Raw genomic sequence first — 20,618 nt, forward strand, 5'->3', positions numbered from 1 at the left:
GAGTCGCACCGGCTGCGTACCCGCTACGGTGCCGCCCTGCGCGCCTGACGCTCCGTCAACCGTGATTACGTGAGGCCCATGACTGCGATCAGACTTCTCCTCGTCGACGACGACCCGCTGGTCCGGGCCGGTCTGTCCCTGATGATGGGCGGCGCGGACGACATCGAGATCGTCGGGGAGGCCACGGACGGCGCCGAGGTGGAGGAACTCGTCGAGCGCTTCCGGCCCGACGTCGTGCTGATGGACATCCGCATGCCCTCGGTGGACGGACTCACCGCCACCGAGCGGCTGCGCGGACGGCCGGACGCCCCGCAGGTGGTCGTGCTGACCACCTTCCACGCCGACGAGCAGGTGCTGCGCGCCCTGCGCGCGGGCGCCGCGGGGTTCGTGCTGAAGGACACCCCGCCCGCCGAGATCGTGGCGGCGGTACGGCGGGTGGCGGCGGGCGATCCCGTGCTGTCGCCCACCGTGACCCGGCAGTTGATGGAGCACGCGGCGGGCGGCGCGGCCGACACACGCCGGGCACGCGCGCGTGAGCGTGCGGCCGCGCTGAACGACCGTGAGCGCGAGGTCGCCGTGGCGGTGGGGCGGGGGCTGTCCAACGCGGAGATCGCGAGCGAGCTGTACATGAGCGTCGCGACGGTGAAGACCCATGTCTCCCGCATCCTGACCAAGCTCGACCTCAACAACCGAGTGCAGATCGCCCTTCTGGCCCATGACGCCGGGCTACTGGAAGAACCGGGAGCGGACGGGAACTAGGGTCTGTCGTCGAAATCCCGTCGTCCGCCCGGAGCGCGGGCCGAGTGCCGGGCATCGCGCGGCAGGCGGGAAGTGGCGACAGACCGAGGGCGCTGCGATTGGAGCAGCCCGGCTGGGACTGACGGCGCCCCTCTACAGACCCGAGCGGGGCGGGGGAAGTGTGCAGCTTCAGGGTGGAGGAGGGCGCCAACGCGATGGGGGTCCCTCCCGCGCGAGCGAGCCGGGGCTGTCCTCGGTAGACGAGGTTGCGGAGGGCGCGGGGTCCTCCCGCGCGAGCGAGCCGGGTGTGGGGGAAATGGCAACCGACGACAACGCCGAGCGCGTGCCGGGGCCCGCGACGCCGGGACGATCCGAACGACGGGCACTCCCGGCGGTGCCCGTGCGTTGTCCGGGTGTCGGAGAGAGGTGTCAGGGGGAGCGGGGCATGCGGGAAGTCGTCGATCTGGGGGAGTTCGGGGAGGACTTCCACAGCGATCCGCATCCGGTGTACGAGCGGCTGCGGGCCAAGGGGCCCGTCCACTGGGTCCGGCCGCCGGGATGGGAGTCGGAGACCTGGCTGGTCGTCGGGTACCGGGAGGCCCGCGCGGCGCTGGCCGACAATCGGCTCGCCAAGGACGCCTCCAAGATCGGGCTTTCCTCCCTCGACGAGGAGATGATCGGGAAGAACCTGCTGGTCAGCGACCCGCCGCAGCACACCCGGCTGCGCGGGCTGATCTCCCGCGCGTTCACCGCGCGCCGCGTGGAGGAACTGCGCCCGCGCGTGCAGCGCATCACCGACGACCTCCTCGACGCGATGCTGCCGTACGACCGCGCGGAGCTCGTGGAGTCCTTCGCGCACCCGCTGCCGCTGACCGTCATCTGCGAACTGCTCGGTGTGCCGGAGCTGGACCGCGCCGAGTTCCGCAAGATGTCCACCGAGGCGGTCGCGCCGAGCAGTTCGGGCAGTGAGTACGACGCCTTCGTGGGCCTGGCCGGTTACTTCACCGAGCTGATCGAGGACAAGCGGGCCGCGGGGCCGACCGGCGACCTGCTCAGCGAGCTGATCCGGACCACCGCGGAGGACGGCGACCGGCTCTCCCCGGACGAACTGCGCGGCATGGCCTTCATCCTGCTCATCGCGGGCCACGAGACCACGGTCAACCTCATCACCAGCGGTGTGCACGCGTTGCTCACCCATCCCGAGCAACTCGCCGCCCTGCGGGCCGACATGAGCCTGATCGACGGCGCGGTGGAGGAGATGCTGCGCTACGAGGGCCCGGTGCACAACGCCACGTTCCGGTTCGCCGCCGAGCCCCTGGAGATCGGCGGGGCCGCGATCGCGCAGGGCGACGCGGTCATGGTCTGCCTGACCGCGGCGAACCGCGACGCCGAGCACTGCGCCGACCCCGACCGCTTCGACATCCACCGCGACACCCGCGGCCACGTCGCCTTCGGCCACGGCATCCACTACTGCCTGGGCGCCCCTCTGGCCCGCCTGGAGGCCCGTACGGCGATACGGACCCTCCTGGAGCGCGCCCCCGGCCTGACCCTCGACGGCCCGCCCGGCCCCTGGCTGCCGGGCATGCTGATGCGGGGCATGCGGAGCCTGCCGGTGCGCTGGTAGGGCGCGGCCCGGTGACAGCACAACGCCGGGTGTCCGTGCGACACCCGGCGCCATGGCTGCGTCCCGATTCAGACTCCTACGGCCTCCCGGCCCCCGGCGATCTCCGCCAGCCGCACCGGTCTGTGCTCGGCCCGCGACCGTTCGCAGGCCTCGGCGATACGCAGGGCCTGGAGGGCCTCACGGCCGTCGCAGGGGTTGGCGCGCTCGCCGTGGATGACCTCGACGAAGGCCGCGAGTTCGGCCTCGTAGGCGGGGCCGAAGCGTTCCAGGAAGCCCGGCCAGGGCTTGTCGGCGGCCGGCGGACCGGTCGGTTCGGTGGAGGCGATCGGGGTGCGGTCGTCGAGGCCGACGACGACCGTGTCCCGCTCCCCGGCGAGCTCCATGCGGACGTCGTAGCCGGCGCCGTTCAGCCGGGTCGCGGTCGCCGTGGCGAGGGTGCCGTCGTCGAGGGTGAGGACCACCGCCGCCGTGTCCACGTCGCCCGCGGCACGGAACATCGCGCCGCCCGCGTCGGACCCGGCCGCGTAGACCTCGACCACCTCGTGCCCGGTCACCCAGCGCACGGCGTCGAAGTCGTGGATCAGCGTGTCCCGGTACAGCCCACCGGACACCGGCAGGTACTCCGCGGGCGGCGGCGCCTGGTCGCTGGTGAGCGCCCGCACGGTGTGCAGCCGCCCCAGGCGCCCCGCGCGCACAGCCTCCCGCGCCCCGACATAGCCCGTGTCGAAGCGGCGCTGGAAGCCCATCTGGAGGACCGTTCCCGCGGTCTCCACCTCGCCGATCGCGTGCAGTGTGCCCGGCAGGTCCAGCGCGATGGGCTTCTCGCAGAAGACCGGAAGCCCCGAGCGTGCCGCCCGCCCGATCAGCTCGGCGTGCGCCGCGGTGTTGGTGGTGATCACCACGGCGTCCACGCCCCATTTGAAGATCTCGTCCACCCCCGGTGCCGCCGTCTCGCCGAGACGCAGGGCGAGTTCCGCGGCCCGCCCGGGGTCCGTGTCCGTGAGGATCAGCGAACCGACCTCACGATGACGGCTCAGGGTGTTCGCGTGAATGGTGCCGATCCTGCCCGTACCGATGACTCCGATGCGCATGGGAAAAAGGTGCGGTCGCATCCGCCACCCTGTCAATGCGTATGTCCGGACAATCGAACTACACAACTTCCCGTCAACCGGCCACGGAGCTACGCTCGCCCCGTGGCGAAACCAGAAGTGGACCCGACCGTGTCGCTCGACCTGACCGTGGACCGGAGCAGCCCGGTGCCGTTGTACTTCCAGCTGTCCCAGCAGCTGGAGGCCGCGATCGAGCACGGCGCCCTCACACCCGGCAGCCTGCTGGGCAATGAGATCGAGCTCGCCGCGCGGCTCGGTCTGTCGCGCCCCACCGTCCGCCAGGCCATCCAGTCCCTGGTCGACAAGGGCCTGCTGGTGCGCCGCCGCGGCGTCGGTACCCAGGTGGTGCACAGCCAGGTCAAGCGCCCCCTTGAGCTCAGCAGCCTCTACGACGACCTGGAGGCGGCCGGTCAGCGCCCGGCCACGAAGGTGCTGGTCAACACCGTCGTCCAGGCCTCCGCCGAGCTCGCCGCCGCGCTCGGCGTCCCCGAGGGCAGCGAGGTGCACCGGGTGGAGCGGCTGCGCCTGGCCCACGGCGAGCCGATGGCGTACCTGACCAACCACCTGCCCGGCGGGCTCCTGGACCTGGACACCGCCCAGCTGGAGGCCACCGGCCTGTACCGGCTGATGCGCGCCGCCGGGATCACCCTGCACAGCGCCCGCCAGTCCATCGGCGCCCGTGCCGCCACCGCCGCCGAGGCCGAGCGGCTGACCGAGCCCGAGGGCGCCCCGCTGCTCACCATGCAGCGCACCACCTTCGACGACACCGGCCGCGCCGTCGAGTACGGCGACCACATCTACCGGCCGAGCCGCTACTCCTTCGAGTTCCAGCTCCTCGTACGGCCGTAGCCGACCCCCCGACAAAGTCCGGACAAGTCGTAATGTCCGAACAATGCGACCCGTCGGTGCTCCCCGGCCGCGAGGCGCGTGATCCCTGTGTTCGATACTGGGGCGTTTGGGGCTGGTGCGGCCATCCTGGTGCAGTCATCCTGGTGCAGTCATCCTGGTGCAGTCATCCTGGTGCAGTCATCCTGTGCGGTCATCAGCCCTTTGCGCACGTAAAAAGCACAGCAAGAAGGGCACGGCCTCGTGGCACGGTTGAGGACCTGGGCAGGAATCGCGCTGGCGGGGGCACTGACCGTGTCGCTGGCCGGCTGCAGCGACACCGGCGGCAAACGCGCCGAGGACGCCCGCAAGGCCGCGGCGGCCCAGGGGAGGGCGGCGGTGAACACACCCCGCTGGACCTTCGCGATGATCACCCACTCGGGCGACGGCGACACCTTCTGGGACATCGTCCAGAACGGCGCGAAGCAGGCCGCCGTGAAGGACAACATCAACTTCCTGTACTCCCACGACGACGAGGCCCAGCAGCAGGCGCAGCTCGTCGACGCGGCGGTCGACAAGCAGGTCGACGGGATCATCGTCTCCCTCGCCAAGCCCGACGCCCTGAAGGCCTCCCTCGCCCGCGCCCGCAAGGCCGGCATACCCGTGATCACCGTGAACTCCGGCTCCGCGCAGTCCAAGGAGTTCGGGGCGCTCACGCACATAGGCCAGGACGAGACCGTCGCCGGTGAGGCGGTCGGCGAGGAACTGAACGCCCGCGGCCGCGAGAAGGCCGTCTGCGTCCTGCACGAGCAGGGCAACGTCGGCCACGAGCAGCGCTGCGACGGCATCAGGAAGACCTTCGACGGCACCGTCCAGAACCTCTACGTCACCGGCACGAGCATGCCCGACGTGCAGTCCGCCATCGAGGCCAAGCTCCAGGCCGACAAGTCCGTGGACGCCGTCGTCACCCTCGGCGCGCCCTACGCCGACACCGCCGTCAAGGCCAAGCGGGGCGCGGGCAGCAAGGCCGAGATCGACACCTTCGACCTCAACGCCAAGGTCGCCGCCTCCCTCAAGGACGGCACCCTCGGCTTCGCCGTGGACCAGCAGCCCTACCTCCAGGGCTACCAGGCCGTGGACCTGCTGTGGCTGTACAAGTACAACGACGACGTCCTCGGCGGCGGCAGGCCGGTCCTGACCGGGCCGCAGATCGTCACCGGGGACCGCGCCGCCGCGCTGGAGGAGTACACGCAGCGGGGCACCCGATGAGCGCCGCCACCGCCGCCCTGGACGAGCGGCTCCTTGAGACCTCGCCGCTGCGCAGGCTGCTCGCCCGCCCCGAGCTGGGCTCGGTGGTCGGCGCGCTCGCCGTCTTCGTCTTCTTCGCCCTGGCCGCCGACGGCTTCCTGCGCGCCGCGAGCCTCAGCACGGTCCTGTACGCCGCCTCCACCATCGGGATCATGGCGGTGCCGGTCGCCCTGCTGATGATCGGCGGCGAATTCGACCTCTCGGCGGGCGTCCTGGTGACGTCGTCGGCCCTGGTGTCGTCGATGTTCAGCTTCCAGATGACCGCCAACACCTGGGTCGGCGTCGGCGTGTCCCTGCTGGTCACCCTCGCCGTCGGCGCCTTCAACGGTGTCATGCTCACCCGCACCAAGCTGCCGAGCTTCATCGTCACGCTCGGCACGTTCCTGATGCTCACCGGCCTGAACCTCGGCCTCACCAAGCTGATCGCCGGCACGGTCTCCACCAAGCCGATCGCCGACATGGAGGGCTTCCCCAGCGGTCACGCCGTGTTCGCCTCCACGCTCACCGTCGGCGGCGTCGACTTCAAGATCACCATCCTGTGGTGGCTGGCCCTGGTCGCCGTCGCCTCCTGGATCCTGCTGCGCACCCGCGCGGGCAACTGGATCTACGCCGTCGGCGGCAACCAGGACGCCGCCCGCGCGGTGGGCGTGCCCGTCGCCAGGACCAAGACCGGCCTGTACATGGGCGTCGCGTTCGGCGCCTGGGTCCTCGGCCAGCACCTGCTCTTCTCGTACGACGTCGTCCAGTCCGGCGAGGGCGTCGGCAACGAGCTGATCTACATCATCGCGGCCGTCATCGGCGGCTGTCTGATCACCGGCGGATACGGCAGCGCGGTCGGCTCCGCCGTCGGCGCCCTGATCTTCGGCATGACCAGCAAGGGCATCGTCTTCGCCGAGTGGAACCCGGACTGGTTCAAGTTCTTCCTCGGCGGAATGCTTCTTCTGGCGACCCTGCTCAACGCCTGGGTCCGCAAGCGCGCGGAGGCCGTCAAGTGACCCTCGTCGAGCTGGCCGACGTCAGCAAGCACTACGGCACCGTCCGGGCCCTCGAAGGGGTCTCCCTCACGGTCGGGGCGGGGGAGGTCACCTGCGTCCTCGGAGACAACGGCGCCGGCAAGTCCACCCTCATCAAGATCATTTCGGGGCTGCACCCGCACGACGGGGGCGTCCTGCGCGTGGACGGCGAGGAGACCCGGCTCAGCTCCCCGCGCGAGGCCCTGGACCGCGGGATCGCCACGGTCTACCAGGACCTGGCCGTCGTCCCCCTCATGCCGGTCTGGCGGAACTTCTTCCTCGGCTCCGAGCCCCGCAAGGGCAAGGGCCCCTTCAAGCGCCTGGACGTCGCGCACATGCGCCGCACCACCTGGGAGAAGCTGCGCGCCATGGGCATCGACCTCCGGGACGTCGACCAGCCCATCGGCACCCTCTCCGGCGGAGAGCGCCAGTGCGTGGCCATCGCGCGGGCCGTCCACTTCGGCGCCCGCGTGCTCGTCCTCGACGAACCGACCGCGGCGCTCGGTGTGAAGCAGTCCGGCGAGGTGCTCAGGCTCGTGGCGCGGGCCCGCGACGAGGGCCTCGGGGTTGTGTTCATCACACACAACCCGCACCACGCGTACCTCGTGGGCGACCGCTTCGTGCTCCTGAAGCGGGGCACCATGGTGGGCGACCACGCGCGCGACGAGATCACGCTCGACGAGCTGACACGCCAGATGGCGGGCGGCAGCGAGCTCGACGATCTGCGCCACGAGCTGGAGCGCGCCTAACCGGTGAACGCCGTACGGGGAACGGCACCGTGCCCTTTCCCCGTACGGCACCCCTACCGTCGGTGAGGCACAATCAACCCCGATGAGCACCTACGGCACCTTCACCGCCCCCATCGGCTCCCGCCGCGCGCCGGCGCTGCGCACCGTCGGCACCCGGGAGCGCCGTTCCCATCTGACGGCGCCCCGCGTGCCCACCGTCGGCATCGACATCGGCGGCACCAAGGTGATGGCCGGAGTCGTCGACGCCGACGGCAACATCCTGGAGAAGCTCCGCGCCGAGACCCCGGACAAGTCCAAGAGCCCCAAGGTCGTCGAGGACACCATCGTCGAACTGGTGCTGGACCTGTCCGACCGGCACGACGTGCACGCCGTCGGCATCGGCGCGGCCGGCTGGGTCGACGCCGACCGCAACCGCGTCCTGTTCGCCCCCCACCTGTCCTGGCGCAACGAACCCCTGCGCGACCGCCTCGCCGGACGGCTCGCGGTGCCCGTCCTGGTCGACAACGACGCCAACACCGCCGCCTGGGCGGAGTGGCGGTTCGGCGCGGGCCGCGGCGAGGACCACCTGGTCATGATCACGCTGGGTACCGGCATCGGCGGCGCGATCCTGGAGGACGGCCAGGTCAAGCGCGGCAAGTACGGCGTCGCCGGCGAGTTCGGCCATATGCAGGTCGTCCCCGGCGGGCACCGCTGCCCGTGCGGCAACCGCGGCTGCTGGGAGCAGTACAGCTCCGGCAACGCCCTGGTGCGCGAGGCCCGGGAGCTGGCCGCGGCCGACTCCCCGGTCGCGTACGGGATCATCGAGCACGTCAAGGGCAACATCGCCGACATCACCGGCCCGATGATCACCGAGCTGGCCCGCGAGGGCGACGCCATGTGCGTGGAGCTGCTCCAGGACATCGGCCAGTGGCTCGGCGTCGGCATCGCCAACCTCGCCGCCGCCCTCGACCCGTCCTGCTTCGTCATCGGCGGTGGCGTCTCGGCCGCCGACGACCTGCTGATCGGCCCCGCGCGGGACGCCTTCAAGCGCCACCTCACCGGGCGCGGCTACCGCCCCGAGGCCCGTATCGCGCGCGCCCAGCTCGGCCCCGAGGCCGGCATGGTCGGCGCCGCCGACCTCGCCCGGCTGGTCGCCCGCCGCTTCCGGCGCGCCAACCGGCGCCGCGTGGAGCGCTACGAGCGCTACGAGAAGTACGTCGCCTCCCGCCGTGCCTCCCAGGGGTCCGCGTGAGCCCTGATCTGCCGCGTCAGGCCGAGCCGGTGGACGAGGTGCCGGCCCGGCCCGCCGAGGACCGGCGGCACATGATCCGCCGCCGTGCCCTGACCCTGCTCATCATCGTGCTGCTCATCGGCGTCCCCGCCGGCTACCTGGTGATCTCCGCCAACCAGAGCCGCGACAGCGGCAAGGACAAGGAGGCCAAGTACGCCACGAAGGGGCTCGCCGAGGGCTGGCCGTCCAAGCTCCAGCGGCGCCTGTACCAGGTGCCGGTACCGCACCCGGCGAACCAGGTCGCGCACTACGAGACCAACAACTGGCGCACCAGCCGCCTGTACGTCCAGTTCCAGACCACGCACGCGGGCCTGGACGCCTTCCTCGCCGAACTGGGCCTGAACCGGGACGACCTGAAGCTGGGCGACATCACCATCAGTACCCGCGACCAGCGGATCACCGGCTGGAAGTTCAAGGGCGAGGGCGCCCGGCCCGGCGACAACCTCGGCGTCGTCCGCCATCAGAAGAACCCGGCACCCACCCAGGACATAGTGGTCAACACGGGCAACCCAACGTTCCCCATGGTCTACGTCGTCTCCCGCACGGTGCCCTAGCCGCGGCCCGTCGAGCTGTCCGGGGCGGCCGGAGCGCCCTTCCAGGCGGAGCCCGCAGCACGGTAGGCGCCCGCTCCCGCCCGGACGGACTGGAGCGCCCCGCCGGGCTGCTCTCGACCGCCCGCCCCTTGAGGCAACCGCCTCGCCCGGACTGCCGGGGCCCGTCGAGCTGACCGGGGCGGCGGGAAGCCAAGCCGGCCGCTCCTCGGAATGCCGTCCCGCCCGCCGTGGGGAGCGCCCGCTCCGGCCGGAGCGTCCCGGCCCTCCAGGACTGTCCGCCCCGCACCGGAGCGTCCCGGCCCTCCTGAACCGTCCGCCTCGCCTGGGTCGGGTGTCGGGGTTGTCCGCCTCGCTTCGTCTGGGTTGTCCGTCAGGCTTTCCGCTCTGCCCCGCCCGGGTCGGCCGTCGGGGGCTGTCGGTACCGTCTCGTCCGGGCCGTCCGCCAGGACTCCGCTCCGCCCGGGTCGGGTGTCGGGGTTGTCCGCCTCGCTTTGTCCGGGTTGCCGGTCAGGCTTTCCGCTCAGGCCAGGTCGGGTGTCGCCGGTACCGTCTCGTCCGGGCCGTCCGCCAGGACTCCGCTCCGTCCGGACCAGCCGCCGGTACCGTCTCGTCCGGGCCGTCCGCCAGGACCGCGCCCCGCCCGGACCGGCCGTCGGGGCCGATTGTCAGACCCCGCCCGTAGAGTCGAAGACGTTCGATCCGACTCGGGGCAGGGGGGTGACACATGGCCCACATCGCAGCGGTCACCGGCGACCGTACGGACGGTCCGCCCGCGGCGGGCGCGGTGCCGGTGCGCCTGGCCGCCGTGTTCCTGCCCGGACCCCTCCCGCGCGAGGGCCGTATCGCCTTCTGGGACCCCGACGACGGCCCGCTGCCGACCGGCCCCGGCCCCACCGAACTGACGGTGGTACGTCCGCACGGCTCCGGAGTACGGCGCAGGACCACCCCCGCGCTGACCCTCCCGCTCGACACCGCCCTGCCCCTCCTGCTGCGCGCCCGCCACGACCGGACCGCCCACCCCGCCACGGCCGCCTGGGGCGCCGCCGCCCAGCACGCGCTCCGGCTCACCGCACGCGGCAGGCTCCTGCCCGGACTCACCCCCAGCGGCCACGACGCCTGGCGGGCCGGACCCCTCGACCCCGACGACCTCGCCCACCTGCGGGCCGTCGCCGCCGCCCTGCCGTACGAGGGCCACGCCGTCCCGCTGCCCGGCCCCGGACCGCTGCGGCTGCCCGAACCGGAAGCGCTGATGCGCTCCTTCCTGGACGCGGTCGCGGACACCCTGCCCCGCACCCCGGCCGCCCCGCACGCCTCCGGGAAGCCCTTCGCCGACCGCCGCCCGCAGCGGCTGCCCGACGCCCAGGACTGGGCCGCCGAGGTCGCCGCCGGAATGGACGCGGGCGTACGGATCTCGCTGCGCCTGGACCTGTCGGCCCACGACCTCTTCGACGCCGAGCAGGGCACCCGCAGCGCGGGCGCGGCCGTCGTCCAGGTGCACAGCCTCGCCGACCCCACCCTGGTGGCCGACGCGGCGGCCCTGTGGGCGGGCGAGGCGGACGCGGCCTTCGGTCCCCGCGCGCGGGTCGACGCGGCTCTCGCGGTGCGCCGCGCGGCCCGTGTCTGGCCGCCGCTGGACCGGCTCGCCGAGCAGGACGTGCCCGACGTACTCGCCCTGTCCGACGACGAGTTGGGCGACCTGCTGGGCGTGGCGGCGACCCGGCTCGCGGCGGCCGGGGTCGGGGTGCACTGGCCCCGGGACCTCGCCCATGACCTCAGCGCGAGCGCGGTCGTACGGCCCGCGCCCGGCTCGGCGACCGACGGCACCGGATTCTTCGACAGCGAGGAACTGCTCCAGTTCCGCTGGCAGTTGGCGCTCGGCGGCGAACCGCTCAGCGAGGCGGAGATGGACGCGCTGGCCGAGGCGCACCGCCCGGTCGTCCGGCTGCGCGACCACTGGGTGCTGGTGGACCCGGCACTGGTCCGCAAGGCCCGCAAGCGCGAACTCGGCCTGCTCGACCCGGTGGACGCGCTGTCCGTCGCGCTCACCGGCACCGCCGAGGTCGACGGCGAGACCGTGGAGGCGGTCCCGGTCGGCGCCCTCGCCGCCCTGCGCGACCGCCTCACCGCCGGAATCCGCCCCGCCGAACCGCCCCCGGGCCTGAACGCCACCCTCCGCGACTACCAACTACGCGGCCTGGCCTGGCTCGACCTCATGACCACCCTCGGCCTCGGCGGCTGCCTCGCCGACGACATGGGCCTCGGCAAGACCATCACCGTCATCGCCCTGCACCTCAAGCGCGCCCACAGCGAACCCACTTTGGTGGTCTGCCCGGCCTCCCTCCTCGGCAACTGGCAGCGGGAGATCACCCGCTTCGCGCCCGGCGTCCCCGTCCGCCGCTTCCACGGCCCCGACCGCACCCTGGACGACCTCGACTCTGGCTTCGTCCTCACCACCTACGGCACCATGCGCACCGCCGCACCCACGCTGGCCGCACAGACCTGGGGCATGGTCGTCGCGGACGAGGCACAGCACGTGAAGAACCCGTACTCGGCGACCGCGAAGGCGCTGCGCACCATTCCGACGCCCGCGCGGGTCGCCCTGACCGGCACGCCCGTGGAGAACAACCTCTCCGAGCTGTGGGCGCTGCTCGACTGGACCACACCGGGGCTCCTCGGCCCGCTGAAGTCCTTCCGCGCCCGGCACGCGCGCGCCGTGGAGAACGGCGAGGACCAGGAGGCGGTGGAGCGGCTGGCCAGGCTGGTCCGCCCCTTCCTGCTGCGCCGCAAGAAGTCCGACCCCGGGATCGTGCCGGAGCTGCCGCCCAAGACGGAGACCGACCACCCGGTGCCGCTCACCCGCGAACAGGCCGTGCTGTACGAGGCGGTGGTGCGCGAGTCGTTGCTCGCCATCGAGACCGCGGAGGGCATGGCGCGCCGGGGCCTGGTCCTGAAGCTGCTCTCCGCGCTCAAGCAGATCTGCGACCACCCGGCGCTCTACCTCAAGGAACCGGTCGCCGCGGACGGACAGCTCTCCCGCTCGGGCAAGCTCGCGCTGCTGGACGAACTCCTCGACACCGTCCTCGCCGAGGACGGCTCCGCGCTGGTGTTCACCCAGTACGTCGGTATGGCCCGCCTGATCACCTCCCACCTCACCTCCCGCGCGGTCCCGGTGGAACTCCTGCACGGCGGCACTCCGGTGGCCGAGCGGGAGCGCATGGTGGACCGCTTCCAGGCGGGCGAGACCCCGGTTCTGGTGCTCTCCCTCAAGGCCGCCGGTACCGGCCTGAACCTCACCCGTGCCGGTCATGTCGTCCACTTCGACCGCTGGTGGAACCCGGCCGTGGAGGAACAGGCCACGGACCGTGCGTACCGCATCGGCCAGACCCAGCCCGTGCAGGTCCACCGCCTGATCACCGAGGGCACGATCGAGGACCGTATCGCCGAGATGCTGGAGTCCAAGCGGGCCCTGGCCGACGCGATCCTCGGCTCTGGCGAGGCGGCCCTGACCGAGCTGACGGACCGTGAGCTGACCGACCTGGTCTCCCTGCGGAGGACGTCATGACGCCACGACCGTCGGAGGAGGCCCGCCGAGCGCTCCGCGAGGCCAGGAACCGCGCACACCCGGCCCCGGAACCGGCGCCCGGGGAGGAACCGCGGCCCGAGCCCCCGGCCGAGCACCGGGACAGTCCGGCGGACGCGGCCCGCGCGGCGCTGCGGCGAGCGGTGTCGCAGCAGCAGGCCCCCGCCGGAGACACCACCGAGTCGCACCCGACGACCCCGACGAACACGTCGACCCCGAAGGCCCCGACGACGCCGAAGACCCCCGATCCCCACCACCCGCCCAGCCCCGCCGAGTTGGCCCGCGAAGCACTCCGCGCCGCACGCCGCGAGCAGCGCCACCAGCCGCCCGGGGACCGGACGGAGCAGCCCCGGGCCAAGCGCCACCCGGCACCGGGCGACACCCCCGCCGCCCGCGCCCGAGCCCTGCGCGCGCTGATCGGCGACGCCTTCCGCCTGCCCACCGGGACAGACGACCCGGAACCGGCGGAGACCCCACGACCGACGCATGCCCCGCAACCGCCGGACGGGCCACGACCACTGAACGAAGCACTCCCTGAACCACTCCCTGAGGCACCCCCTCCGCCCGTCACCCCCCGAACCCCCCGCTCCATGGCCGCCCCCTCCCGCGACGGCGACCACCGCCGCACCTTCTCGGCCTTCCCCGCGCGGGAACCGGGCGCGGACGGCTTCGCCGAGACCTGGTGGGGCAACGCCTGGGTGTCCGCCCTGGAGGAGGGCGCGCTCGACCCCAAGAGGCTGGCCCGCGGCCGCGGTTACGCCGACGGAGGCAACGTCGACGCCATCACCGTGACGCCGGGACTCGTCCTGGCGTACGTGAAGGGCAGCCGACCGAGGCCGTACCGGGTGCAGGTGCGGCTGCGGACCCTGGACGACGCCGACTGGGAGCGCTTCCTGGACGCCGCCGCCGCACGGCCCGGCCACATCGCCGCCCTGCTCGACAAGCAGATGCCGCACTCCCTGGCCGAGGGCGCGGTGCGGCTGCTGCCCGGCCCGCGTGACCTGGACCCCCGGTGCAGTTGCCCGGACTCCGGGCACCCGTGCAAGCACGCGGCGGCCCTGTGCTACCAGACTGCCCGGCTGCTCGACGCCGACCCCTTCGTCCTGCTCCTGCTGCGCGGCCGGGGCGAGCGGGAACTGCTGGACGCCCTGTCCCGCCGCAGCGCGGCCCGCGCCGCACGTGCCGCACAGGACAGGGAACCGGCGCCCCTGCCCGGCGTACGCGCCACCGACGCCCTCGCGCCCCGCCGACTCCCGCCGCTCCCGGCGCCGTTGCCCGTGCCCCCGCACCCCGAGCAACCCCCGGTGTACCCGGCGGCGCCGGGCGGACCCGACCCGTTCGCGCTGGACCAGCTCGCCACCGACGCCGCCGCCCGCGCGCACGCACTCCTGTCCACCGGCCGCGACCCGCTCGCGGACCTGACACTCTGGCAGGACGCCGTACGCCTGGCCGCGGCCCGCCCCGGCTCGGGCCTCACCGCCGGAACCCGCCCCCTGTACGCCTCCCTGTCCTTCGCCGCCGGCCGCACCCCCGCCGAACTGGCCCGGGCGGTCGCGGCCTGGCGCCAGGGCGGACTGGAGGGACTGGCCGTACTGGAGGAGCCCTGGGACCCACCGGCCGGCCGCTTCGACCGGGCCCGTCCCCTCCTCCTCGCCGCCGACCTCCCGGCCTTCCGCCCGTGGCGCAACCGCCTCACCCATCCGCGCGGCCATGTCCAACTCCGTCTGGGCCGCGACGGTTTGTGGTACGCGTACGAGTCGGAACCCGGCCGCGACGACTGGTGGCCCCGGGGCACCCCCGACATCGACCCGGTCGGCGCGCTGACGGGCCTGGGCGGCGCGACCGCCGACGAGTGAGGGGCTCGCGGCGCCTCAGAGGCGGCAGCTCAGCTCCATCCCGTCCGCCACCGGGAAGCTGACACTGAGATAGCCGTTGCCGGGGTTCCGGACGTACTCCAAGTAGGGGGCCAGGTCCGGGAGTTCGATGTCGTCGGCGACCACCAGGGTCCCCGGTGCCAGGTGCGGCTCCAGGAGCCTGAGCACCGGCAGGCACAGGTCCTTCCACCCGTCCAGGAACAGGAAGCCGACCGGCTCGTCCAGTCCGGCGAGGGTCTGCAGGGCGTCGCCCTCCCAGAGGGCGATGAGGTCGTCGAGTCCGGTGGCGGCGAAGGTCCGGCGGGCCGCCGCGGCTTTGGCACGGTTCATCTCAGTGGTGACGACCCGGCCCGACCCGTTGTCACGGACGGCGGCGGCCAGGTGCACCGTGGAGATCCCGTACGACGTACCGAACTCGACGACGGTGCGGGGCTTGGTGGCCCGTACGAGGCTGTAGAGGAGCTCGGCGCCCTCGCGGGAGACCGGCATGTAGATGTCCTGGGCGGCGTCGGCGAGTTCCTGTGCCGTCACCTTCGCCTCGTCGACCAGGTCCCTCAGGCCTATCAGGTCCGCGGTCGCGTCGTCGCGCGCCGCGGCGTCGAACAGGTCGGCCAGGGCGGCGGAGACGCGGGGTTCGGCCAGGGAATGGGTGTGGCTCACGAGTTTGACTCCTTGGTGAGTAGGACGAGGCGGCGGGCGTGTGCGGGCACGGCACGCCCGCCGCTCATTTTCGAGACACCGTGCACCGTAAAGCTAACAGATGCGAGGCATGGTGTCTCGTTTAAGGTGGAGGCATGACAGACGGGAACGGCCGTGGACGGCCCCGCAGCGAGAAGGCGCGCATCGCCGTGCTTCACGCGGTCGACGATCTGCTGGTCGAGGTCGGCTACGCCGCGATGACCATGAAGGGGATCGCGGAACGGGCCGGTGTGGGACGCCAGACGGTGTACCGCTGGTGGTCCCACAAGGCCGAAGTCCTCTACGAGGCCAGCGTGGTGGACGCCCGTGAGGAGCTGTCGGTACCGACCACCGGCGACCCTCGCCGGGATGTCGCGGCCTACCTGGACGCCCTCATCGAGTTCCTGTCCCGCTCCCACGCCGGAGCGGCCTACCGCGCCCTCCTGGGAGAGGCCCAGCACGACCCCGAGGTCGCCCGGCTCCTCGCCTCCGGCGACGTCCTGGAAGCGGGCGCGGGACCGGTCCTGGACGCCTGCGCGGACAACTCCCCGCTGCCCCGCGACCAGGTCGCGGCCCTCCTCATCGGCCCCGTCCTCTTCCACATCCTCTCCGGCCGCCCGACCGACGCCCTCGACCCCGATACCCTCGCGGACCGTTTCCTGCGGGCGGTGGGGAGGTAGGTGAAGCCGACCCGTCGAATATCTCCGCGACCTGGTCACAACCTGGGACGGCCTGCGGGCAATTACGCCCCGGGCATGTGGGAGTGGGGGTGATGTGAGAGCGTGCAGGGCGTGAGTGAGAGCGTGACGAACACCCTGCAGTACCGCTTCGACGGCCCGGAGGACGCACCCGTACTGATCCTTGCCCCGTCGCTGGGCACCACCTGGCACATGTGGGACCGTCAGATCCCGGAGCTGATCAAACAGTGGCGGGTCTTCCGGTTCGATCTGCCAGGACACGGGGGCGCGCCCGCGTATCCCGCCGGCTCCGTCGGTGACCTCGCCGGGCGGCTGCTCGCCACGTTGGACGGGCTCGGCGTGCAGCGGTTCGGGTATGCGGGCTGCGCGCTCGGTGGTGCGGTGGGTGTGGAGCTGGCCCTGCGGTATCCGGAGCGGGTGGCCTCGCTCGCGCTGATCGCCGCCTCGCCGCGGTTCGGGACGGCCGACGAGTTCCGGCAGCGCGGGGTGATCGTGCGTACCAACGGGCTGGACCCCATCGCCCGTACGTCCCCCGACCGCTGGTTCACGCACGGCTTCGCCGCCGCGCAGCCCGCCATCACCGACTGGGCCGTGCAGATGGTGCGCACCACCGACCCCGGCTGCTACATCGCCGCCTGCGAGGCGCTGGCCGCCTGGGACGTGCGCGCCGAACTGGCCGGGGTCAGTGTGCCCACGCTCGTCCTGGTCGGCTCCGAGGACCAGGTCACCGGACCGGCCGAGGCCCGCACCCTGGTCGCCGGCATCCCGGACGCCCGGCTCGCCGTGGTGCCCGGCGCCTCCCACCTCGTACCGGTCGAACAGCCCGCCGCCGTCACCGACCTGCTCGTCCGGCACTTCTCCACCGCCTGGCAGCCCGGCTACGACACCGGCACCGGCCAGATCCCGCTGCCCGTCACGCAGATGCCCGCGCCGGCGGCACCCGTCGCCGCCGCGCCGCCGCAGCCCGCGCCGATCGCCGAGATCGCCCCGGCCGTCGTGCCCGCCCCCGACGCGGGCGGCCGGCCGGACCCGTACGACGCCGGGATCAAGGTCCGCCGCGAGGTGCTCGGCGACGCCCACGTCGACCGGACGCTGGCGCAGACCGACGACTTCTCCGGCGACTTCCAGGACTTCGTCACCCGCTACGCCTGGGGCGAGATCTGGGACCGGCCCGGCCTCGACCGCCGCTCCCGCAGCTGCGTCACCCTCACCGCCCTGGTCGCCGGCGGGCACCTGGAGCAGCTCGCCGCCCACACCCGCGCCGCCCTGCGCAACGGCCTGACCCCCGTTGAGATCAAGGAGGTGCTGCTGCAGGCCGCCGTCTACTGCGGGATCCCGGCCGCGAGCGGCGCGTTCACCGTGGCGCAGCAGGTGATCCGGGAGGAGACGACGCCCGTGGAGTGATCCCGCCCCGCGCGGCAGGGGGCAGGATGGTGCCATGAGGTTCACGAAGAAGTTGCACGCCTGCGTCCGTCTGGAGAAGGACGGGCGCACGCTCGTCCTCGACCCCGGAATGTTCAGCGAGGAGGACTCCGTCCTCGGCGCGGACGCGATCCTCGTCACGCACGAGCACCCCGACCACTTCAGCGAGGAGCGGCTGCGCGCCGCGCTGGAGGCCAACCCGGCCGCCGAGATCTGGACGCTGAAGTCGGTCGCCGACCAGATCGCCGCCGCCTTCCCCGGCCGCGTGCACACCGTCGGCAACGGCGACACGTTCACCGCGGCGGGCTTCGACGTCCAGGTCCACGGCGAACTGCACGCCGTCATCCACCCCGACATCCCGCGCATCACCAACGTCGGCTATCTCATCGACGGCGGACGGATCTTCCACCCCGGCGACGCCCTCACCGTCCCCGACCACCCGGTGGAGACGCTGATGCTGCCGGTCATGGCCCCCTGGAACAAGATCTCGGAGGTCATCGACTACGTCCGTGAGGTCAAGCCGCAGCGCGCCTACGACATCCACGACGCCCTGCTCACCGACCTCGCCCGCCCGATCTACGACCGGCAGATCGGCGCCCTCGGCGGCACCGAGCACCTGCGGCTGGCGTCGGGGGAGAGCGCGACGCTCTGATTGTCAGTGGTCCCGGGTAGGTTGTGAGGCATGCGCATCGCGACCTGGAACGTGAACTCGATCACCGCCCGCCTGCCGAGGCTCCTGGCCTGGCTGGAGAGCAGCGGCACGGACGTGCTCTGCCTCCAGGAGGCCAAGGTCTCCGAGGACGCCTTCCCGGTGGAGCAGCTGCGCGAGCTGGGCTACGAGTCGGCGGTGCACGCGACCGGCCGGTGGAACGGCGTGGCGGTGCTCTCCCGCGTCGGTATCGAGGACGTCGTCAAGGGCCTGCCCGGGGACCCCGGCTACGACGGCTCGGTGGAGCCGCGGGCCGTCTCGGCGACCTGCGGCCCGGTCCGGGTGTGGTCGGTGTACGTGCCCAACGGCCGCGAGGTGGACCACCCGCACTACGCGTACAAGCTCCAGTGGCTGGAGGCCCTGAAGGCGGCGGTCGCGGGCGACGCGGGCGGCAGCCGTCCGTTCGCCGTCATGGGTGACTACAACGTGGCGCCGACGGACGACGACGTCTACGACGTGGCCGCCTTCGAGGGCCTCACCCATGTCACCCCTGCCGAGCGAGCCGCCCTCGCCTCCCTGCGCGAGGCGGGCCTGTCCGACGTGGTGCCCCGCCCGCTGAAGTACGACCACCCGTACACCTACTGGGACTACCGCCAGCTCTGCTTCCCCAAGAACCGCGGCATGCGCATCGACCTGGTCTACGGCAACGAGCCGTTCGCCAAGGCCGTCAAGGACGCGTACGTGGACCGCGAGGAGAGGAAGGGCAAGGGGGCCTCGGACCACGCGCCGGTCGTCGTCGACCTGGACGTCTGATCCCGAAGACGTCCGGTCCCGTCGAGAGGGGCTACGGCACCAGCGCCCGCAGGTCCACCGACTCCGCCAGCGCGGCCAGCCCGGCGTCCCCGGGGTGCAGATGGTCGCCGCTGTCGTACACCGGCAGCATCCGTGACGGCCGCTCGGGGTCCCGCAGGGCCGCGTCGAAGTCCAGGACGCCGTCGAAGACGTCGGTGCTCCGGATCCACGCGTTGAGTTCCGTGCGCTCCGCGTCGACGGCGGCCGTGCAGCGGGCCTCGCCCTCGCAGGGGACGATGGTCGCCGCCAGCATGCGCAGCCCGCGGGCGTGTCCGCGCTCCGCGAGCTGCCGCAGACCGGCCACGACCTGCTCGGCGGTGGTGCCCCAGCGGATGTCGTTGACCCCCTCGAACACCACCGCCGTCCGCACCGACGGCCGGCCGAGGACATCGCGGTCGAAGCGGTTCAGGGCGCTCACCCCGGCCTGGTCCGTGGAGACCCCGTCGCCGGGGTAGCGGTCGCTGACGACCATGTTTCCCGAGATGCCCTGGTTCAGTACGCCGTAGCGCGGCACCCCGTCCTGGGCGAGCAGCCGGGAGGCCAGCACATTCGGCCAGCGCCGGTTGGCGCCCACCGTGGACTTGTCGCCGTCGGTGATCGAGTCCCCGAGCAGCACCACCGACCCCGGACCGCCGCTGACGTCCACCGCGCCGAGCAGCGGCCAGCTGTTCAGCGCCGGGGTGAACGCCGTGGCGGAACCGTCGGTGGTGTGGTCGCCCGGTTCGCTCACGTACGAGCGCTGCTGTGCGAGCCGGTGCGAGGGCGCCGTCGGCACCGTGCCGGGCAGATGGAAGCTGATCAGCAGGTTCGTGTCCGCGGGCACCGGGAAGCCGAGCGGATCGCTGAACACCTGCGCGCCCGCCGGGATCTCGGCCCCCGGGGCGCCGTCGAACGACAGCGGCACCGGCGTGCCGTTCGGCGTGGCCCCGGACTTCTGGACGGCCACCGTCGCGCCGCCGATCCGTACCGGCGTCGAGGCGAAGGTGTTGTCGAACCGGACCCGCACGCGCGGCCCGCCCGCCGAGGTGCGCACCACCAGCCGCAGCGTGCGGTCGGTCCACGGACCCACGGCCGGGTTCCCGCCGGTCGCGGTGGCCCAACTCCCGGTCCAGTCAAGGGTGCTGGTGCGCACCGACACCGCGAACACATGCAGCCCGGCCGCCCTGGGCAGCCGTACCGACTCCACCTCGCGGTCGGCGGCCAGCGGCACCGTGACGATGTAGAGCCGGGCCTGTTCGGTGAGCCGGCCGTCCGGGGTGTTGATGTGCGGGAGCGCCACGGCCTTGGTGGCGAGCGGGCCGGTGCGCCAGTCGGGGGCGGTGAGCAGGTACGGCGTGCGCGTGCCGTCCGCGTAGGCGACGGTGCCGGTGCCGCTCACCTCCTCGCCGGCCGTACCGGCCACCAGGAAGGCGAGGGCGTCACCGCGTCCGCCGAGCCGGACGTCCTGGCCGTCGGCCACGGCGTTGTCGGGTTCGCCGGGGGCGCGGTCCGGCCAGGTCAGGCGGGCGCTCTGCACGGTGAGCGCGGCGCCGGGCCGCCAGCCCGCCGCCGCGAGATCGGCTGCGGACAGGGAGGCGCCGGAGCCGTCGAAGTCGGCCGCTTCGGGGTGGGCGTCGTCGCTGACCGCGGTGTTGTCGAAGAGCCGCTCCAGCGGGAGCGGTTCGGGCCGGGTNGT

17 protein-coding genes are annotated in these 20,618 nt (G+C 72.8%); 14 read left to right on the top strand and 3 right to left on the bottom strand.

The window, feature by feature from the left end; translation table 11 throughout:
* The first annotated feature begins 78 nt into the window (after nt 1–78).
* Nucleotides 79–759: a response regulator transcription factor gene (locus tag ACZ7L7_RS00640; protein ID WP_453603535.1), complete on the top strand. Its 681-nt coding sequence runs from the start codon at nt 79–81 to the stop codon at nt 757–759.
* A 424-nt stretch (nt 760–1,183) separates the two neighbouring features.
* Nucleotides 1,184–2,362, top strand: a complete 1,179-nt coding sequence (locus ACZ7L7_RS00645) for a cytochrome P450 family protein (protein ID WP_285512930.1) — start codon at nt 1,184–1,186, stop codon at nt 2,360–2,362.
* Between the two features lie 68 nt (nt 2,363–2,430).
* Here the strand turns inward: ACZ7L7_RS00645 and ACZ7L7_RS00650 are convergent, their stop codons facing one another.
* Complete coding sequence (locus ACZ7L7_RS00650; protein WP_285512929.1) at nt 2,431–3,453, bottom strand: Gfo/Idh/MocA family oxidoreductase; 1,023 nt, start codon at nt 3,451–3,453, stop codon at nt 2,431–2,433.
* 129 nt (nt 3,454–3,582) lie between these two features.
* On the opposite strand from ACZ7L7_RS00650, the gene ACZ7L7_RS00655 reads away from it, so the two are divergent.
* The 8 genes from ACZ7L7_RS00655 to ACZ7L7_RS00690 all read left to right on the top strand — a co-directional run bounded on the left by ACZ7L7_RS00655 (nt 3,583) and on the right by ACZ7L7_RS00690 (nt 14,626).
* On the top strand, nt 3,583–4,320 hold the full coding sequence (locus tag ACZ7L7_RS00655) for a GntR family transcriptional regulator (protein WP_285513060.1): 738 nt from the start codon (nt 3,583–3,585) through the stop codon (nt 4,318–4,320).
* A 240-nt stretch (nt 4,321–4,560) separates the two neighbouring features.
* The gene (locus ACZ7L7_RS00660) at nt 4,561–5,565 is read left to right on the top strand and encodes a sugar ABC transporter substrate-binding protein (RefSeq protein ID WP_453603530.1); all 1,005 of its coding nucleotides are present in this window, start codon (nt 4,561–4,563) and stop codon (nt 5,563–5,565) included.
* Nucleotides 5,562–6,599, top strand: a complete 1,038-nt coding sequence (locus ACZ7L7_RS00665; protein WP_472074291.1) for an ABC transporter permease — start codon at nt 5,562–5,564, stop codon at nt 6,597–6,599. The genes ACZ7L7_RS00660 and ACZ7L7_RS00665 overlap by 4 nt, the downstream gene beginning before the upstream one ends.
* Nucleotides 6,596–7,366, top strand: coding sequence for an ATP-binding cassette domain-containing protein (locus ACZ7L7_RS00670; RefSeq protein WP_471430231.1), 771 nt, complete (start codon nt 6,596–6,598; stop codon nt 7,364–7,366). Before ACZ7L7_RS00665 ends, ACZ7L7_RS00670 begins: the two co-directional genes overlap by 4 nt.
* A gap of 82 nt (nt 7,367–7,448) precedes the next feature.
* A complete protein-coding gene (locus ACZ7L7_RS00675) occupies nt 7,449–8,597 on the top strand; it encodes an ROK family glucokinase (protein WP_285512925.1) in 1,149 nt (382 codons plus the stop codon).
* Nucleotides 8,594–9,190, top strand: a complete 597-nt coding sequence (locus tag ACZ7L7_RS00680) for a sugar kinase (RefSeq protein ID WP_453603527.1) — start codon at nt 8,594–8,596, stop codon at nt 9,188–9,190. The genes ACZ7L7_RS00675 and ACZ7L7_RS00680 overlap by 4 nt, the downstream gene beginning before the upstream one ends.
* A 724-nt stretch (nt 9,191–9,914) precedes the next feature.
* The gene (locus ACZ7L7_RS00685; RefSeq protein ID WP_471430233.1) at nt 9,915–12,752 is read left to right on the top strand and encodes a DEAD/DEAH box helicase; all 2,838 of its coding nucleotides are present in this window, start codon (nt 9,915–9,917) and stop codon (nt 12,750–12,752) included.
* Nucleotides 12,749–14,626 carry an SWIM zinc finger family protein gene (locus ACZ7L7_RS00690; RefSeq protein ID WP_472074292.1) on the top strand — a complete coding sequence of 626 codons (1,878 nt, stop codon included), beginning with the start codon at nt 12,749–12,751 and terminating at the stop codon, nt 14,624–14,626. Before ACZ7L7_RS00685 ends, ACZ7L7_RS00690 begins: the two co-directional genes overlap by 4 nt.
* A 15-nt stretch (nt 14,627–14,641) precedes the next feature.
* Here ACZ7L7_RS00690 and ACZ7L7_RS00695 read toward each other — a convergent pair whose 3' ends face one another.
* Nucleotides 14,642–15,304, bottom strand: coding sequence for an O-methyltransferase (locus tag ACZ7L7_RS00695; protein ID WP_285512921.1), 663 nt, complete (start codon nt 15,302–15,304; stop codon nt 14,642–14,644).
* 134 nt (nt 15,305–15,438) lie between these two features.
* Here ACZ7L7_RS00695 and ACZ7L7_RS00700 point away from each other — a divergent pair, with 134 nt between their 5' ends.
* The 4 genes from ACZ7L7_RS00700 (at nt 15,439) to ACZ7L7_RS00715 (ending at nt 18,904) form a co-directional block, all read left to right on the top strand.
* Nucleotides 15,439–16,002, top strand: coding sequence for a TetR/AcrR family transcriptional regulator (locus ACZ7L7_RS00700; protein ID WP_285512920.1), 564 nt, complete (start codon nt 15,439–15,441; stop codon nt 16,000–16,002).
* A 111-nt stretch (nt 16,003–16,113) separates the two neighbouring features.
* Nucleotides 16,114–17,424: a bifunctional 3-oxoadipate enol-lactonase/4-carboxymuconolactone decarboxylase PcaDC gene (gene pcaDC, locus ACZ7L7_RS00705; RefSeq protein WP_453603521.1), complete on the top strand. Its 1,311-nt coding sequence runs from the start codon at nt 16,114–16,116 to the stop codon at nt 17,422–17,424.
* 34 nt (nt 17,425–17,458) lie between these two features.
* Nucleotides 17,459–18,094, top strand: a complete 636-nt coding sequence (locus tag ACZ7L7_RS00710; protein WP_285514756.1) for an MBL fold metallo-hydrolase — start codon at nt 17,459–17,461, stop codon at nt 18,092–18,094.
* A gap of 30 nt (nt 18,095–18,124) precedes the next feature.
* A complete protein-coding gene (locus tag ACZ7L7_RS00715) occupies nt 18,125–18,904 on the top strand; it encodes an exodeoxyribonuclease III (protein WP_285514755.1) in 780 nt (259 codons plus the stop codon).
* Between the two features lie 31 nt (nt 18,905–18,935).
* On the opposite strand, the gene ACZ7L7_RS00720 is transcribed toward ACZ7L7_RS00715, so the two are convergent.
* Nucleotides 18,936–20,618: SGNH/GDSL hydrolase family protein (locus tag ACZ7L7_RS00720; protein WP_472074293.1), on the bottom strand; the 1,683-nt coding region annotated here is incomplete at its 5' end.

The organism is Streptomyces sp. NPDC110618, from assembly GCF_055657065.1.